Origin of the sequence: Pseudonocardia sp. SID8383 (assembly GCF_009864975.1) — a bacterium.
Classification (GTDB): Bacteria; Actinomycetota; Actinomycetes; order Mycobacteriales; family Pseudonocardiaceae; genus Pseudonocardia; species Pseudonocardia alni.
Genome location: NZ_WWFY01000968.1, coordinates 1 through 3,281 on the forward strand (window position 1 = coordinate 1; position 3,281 = coordinate 3,281).

General features: G+C 74.6%; 4 protein-coding genes. 3 read left to right on the forward strand and 1 reads right to left on the reverse strand.

Going from position 1 to position 3,281, the window contains the following annotated elements; translation table 11 throughout:
- The 3 genes from GTW08_RS23085 to GTW08_RS23095 form a co-directional block, all read left to right on the forward strand.
- Nucleotides 1–1,298: ABC-ATPase domain-containing protein (locus tag GTW08_RS23085; RefSeq protein ID WP_161152519.1), on the forward strand; the 1,298-nt coding region annotated here is incomplete at its 5' end.
- A 54-nt stretch (nt 1,299–1,352) separates the two neighbouring features.
- Nucleotides 1,353–2,213 (forward strand): SDR family oxidoreductase, encoded by an 861-nt coding sequence (locus tag GTW08_RS23090; RefSeq protein WP_073574887.1) that lies wholly within the window; start codon nt 1,353–1,355, stop codon nt 2,211–2,213.
- A 126-nt stretch (nt 2,214–2,339) separates the two neighbouring features.
- A complete protein-coding gene (locus GTW08_RS23095) occupies nt 2,340–2,537 on the forward strand; it encodes a hypothetical protein (RefSeq protein WP_073574886.1) in 198 nt (65 codons plus the stop codon).
- A 4-nt stretch (nt 2,538–2,541) separates the two neighbouring features.
- Here the strand turns inward: GTW08_RS23095 and GTW08_RS23100 are convergent.
- On the reverse strand, nt 2,542–3,281 hold a 740-nt coding region (locus GTW08_RS23100; RefSeq protein WP_237454095.1), incomplete at its 5' end, for a 3-methyladenine DNA glycosylase.

A 3,281-nucleotide genomic window follows, 5' to 3' on the forward strand; every position in this document is an offset into this window, starting at 1 on the left:
TCCCGCTGCCCGGCCGTGGTCGCCGGATCGACGGCGGGGCCGCGGCCGCCGCGCTGACGGTTGTGCTGCCCCGCGCGGTGCTCGGCGCGCTGCGCTGGGAGACCGCCGACACCGCCGCGGCGCAGGAGTTCGTGGAGACGGTCGAGGACGCGGGTGCCCTGCGCGACGCGCTGGCCGGTCGTGGCCTGGTCGGGTTCGTCGCCGACGGCGCGGTGCTGCCGCGGCTCTCCGGTGTCGACGACCGGCCGCTGGCCGGCGGGGTCCCGTTCGTCTCCCCGCCCGAGCTGCGGGTGACCCTGGACGTCCCGCACCGCGGCACGGTGACCGGGATGGGCGTCCCCGAGGGGGTCACGCTGATCGTCGGCGGTGGCTACCACGGCAAGTCCACGCTGCTGCGCGCGCTGGAGAGCGGCGTGTACGACCACGTCCCCGGCGACGGCCGTGAACTCGTCGTCGCCCGTGCCGACACGGTGTCGGTACGCGCCGAGGACGAGCGCTCGGTGCAGCGCGTCGACGTGTCGGCCTTCGTCACCGGCCTGCCGTCCGGCAATCCCACCGACGACTTCTCGACGGAGTCGGCGTCCGGGTCGACCTCCCAGGCCGCCGCCACGGTCGAGGCGCTGGAGGCCGGTGCCGGCGTGCTGCTGATCGACGAGGACACCGCCGCCACCAACGCCATGATCCGCGACGACCGGATGCGCGCGCTGATCCCGGCCGAGCCGCTGGTCCCGTTCGTCGAGCGGGTCCGGCCGCTGCACCGCGGGCACGGGGTGTCCACCGTGCTCGTCATGGGCGGGTCGGGGGAGTACCTCGACCGCGCCGACACGGTGGTCCTGCTGCAGGACTACACCGCCTCCGAGGTCACCGGGCGGGCCCGGGAGATCGCTGGGCGGGCGGACGAGGCGGGCGACACCGCGTTCCCGGCGTTCGCGCGCCGCGAGTTCGACCCCCGCAGCGTGGACGCCTCGGTGCGCGGCCGGCGCCGGGTCACCGCCCGTGGCCGCGGCCGGCTCACCTTCGGCGCCGACGACATCGACCTGTCCGCGATCGCCCAGCTCGCCGACCCCGGCCAGACCACCGGCGTCGGGTGCGCCCTGGCCGCCCTCGACCTGCGCGGGGTCACCCTCGCACAGGCCCTGGACCGGCTGGAGGAGGCGGTGCGCCGCGAGGGGCCCGACGCGATCACCCGGGGCGCCCCCGTGGACGTCGCGGTCCCGCGGCGGCACGAGGTCGCGGCCGCCCTGAACCGACTGCGACCGGCGCGTGTGACCCACCTCCACAGAAACGGTCAGATCTGACTGTTACAGTGCGCTCCGAGCACGTGCACCGACGCACCGTCACCGGAGGACCCCATGACCCAGCCTGCCCAGCGGGACCTGAACGGCCGCACCATCGTCATGTCCGGCGGCAGCCGTGGCATCGGCCTCGCGATCCTGCTCGCGGCCGCCCGCCGCGGCGCCAACTCCGTCATCCTGGCCAAGACCGACCAGCCCGACCCGCGGCTGCCCGGCACCGTGCACACCGCGGTCGCCGAGATCGAGCAGGCCGGCGGGAGGGCCGTCGCCGTCGTCGGCGACGTGCGGGTCGAACAGGACGTGGACCGCGCCGTCGCGACCGCCGTCTCGACCTTCGGCGGCGTCGACATCGTCGTCAACAACGCCAGTGCGCTGAACATGAGCGGCACCGCCGACGTCACGCCCAAGCGCTACGACCTCATGCAGTCGATCAACTCGCGCGGCACCTACCTGCTGACCCGGGCCGCGCTGGACCACCTGAAGGCCTCCGACGACGCGCAGGTCCTCACCCTGTCCCCGCCGATCAACCTCGACCCGAAGTGGCTCGGGGAGTTCCCGCCCTACATGCTCTCCAAGTACGGCATGTCGCTGCTGACTCTGGGCTGGGCGCACGAGTTCGCCGGCGACGGCATCCGGGCCAACTGCCTGTGGCCGCGCACCACCATCGCCACCGCGGCCGTGGTCAACCTGCTCGGCGGCGACGACGCCGGCAAGCGGGCCCGCACCCCGGAGATCATGGCCGACGCCGCAGTGGCCGTCCTGACCGACCCGGCCCGCCCCACCGGGCAGACCTTCCTCGACGACGAGGTGCTCGCCGCACACGGCGTCACCGACCTCGCCCCGTACGGCGACTCCGAGCACAACGACATCGACTTCTTCATCGAGGGCACCGACCCGGCCGACCTCCCGGCGCACTAGTGCTCCGACGGTGACCGGTTGACCCCATCGGGTGAGGCCCGGAACCGGCGGGACCGGGTGCGCGACCCCTCACGACGGCGCGGGCACCCGTCCGGCCACCCCGGACCGACGACGAGGAGCACCCGAGTGCGACACATCGCCACCTTCTGCGGCAGCTGCAACTGCGGATGCCCCGAGCTGTACGTCGACGACGCCGCCGCGCCGGAGAAGCGCATCGTGGTCACCGACGACTTCGGCCAGCGCGTGCAGATGAGCGTGGACCAGTTCGCCGACCTGGTCGCCTCGGCCCGCAACGGCCTGCTGGACGACCTCGTCGCGAGCTGAACAGCTAGGCGGTCGCGGGGCCGCCGGGGACCTCCCCGGCGGCCCCGTCGTCGTTCCCGGGACGGTCATCGGCCCTGGCGAGGCGTCCCGCGAGGTCGATCAGCTCCTCGCGCAACGGCGCCGCCCGCTCGGCGAACCCGGCCTGGGCGCGGGCGTACTCGGCGCGCCCGGCGGGGGTCTCGATCGGCACCGGGTCGAACCCGTGGGCGGACAGGTCGTAAGGGGAGGCCCGCATGTCCAGCTCGCGCACGTCCGCGGCCAGGGCGAAGCAGTCGGCCACGACCTCCGACGGCACCGCCGGGGCGAGCTTGTAGGCCCACTTGTAGAGGTCCATCGTCGCGTGCAGACAGCCCGGCTGCTCCATCTCGGCCTGTCGCTCCCGGGTCGGGACGAGCTCGTTGCGCGGGGCCGCGGCGTCGGTGAAGAACCGGTAGGCGTCGTAGTGGGTGCAGCTGATCCGTGCCGACTCGACGACGGCGTCGGTGCCCGCCCGCCCGAGGCGCAGCGGCACCGTGTCGCGGTGCCGGGCGTCGTCGGTGCGGTAGACCATCGCCCACTCGTGCAGGCCGAAGCAGCCCAGCCGGGGCGCCCGGGAGCGGGTCGCGGTGAGCAGCCGGTGCACGAACGCCGCCGTCGTCCGCAGCCGCGCCGGCGCCGCCGCGGGGTCGAACAGCACCGTGCCGTCGGGCCGGGTGACGTGGCCGGGGCGGTCGGCGAGCTCCGCGGCGTCGGCCAGCGCCACGC

Excerpts from the sequence above, each read along its gene's own strand:
- GTW08_RS23090 (WP_073574887.1), top strand. The coding sequence starts at position 1,353 with ATGACCCAGCCTGCCCAGCGGGACCTGAACGGCCGCACCATCGTCATG.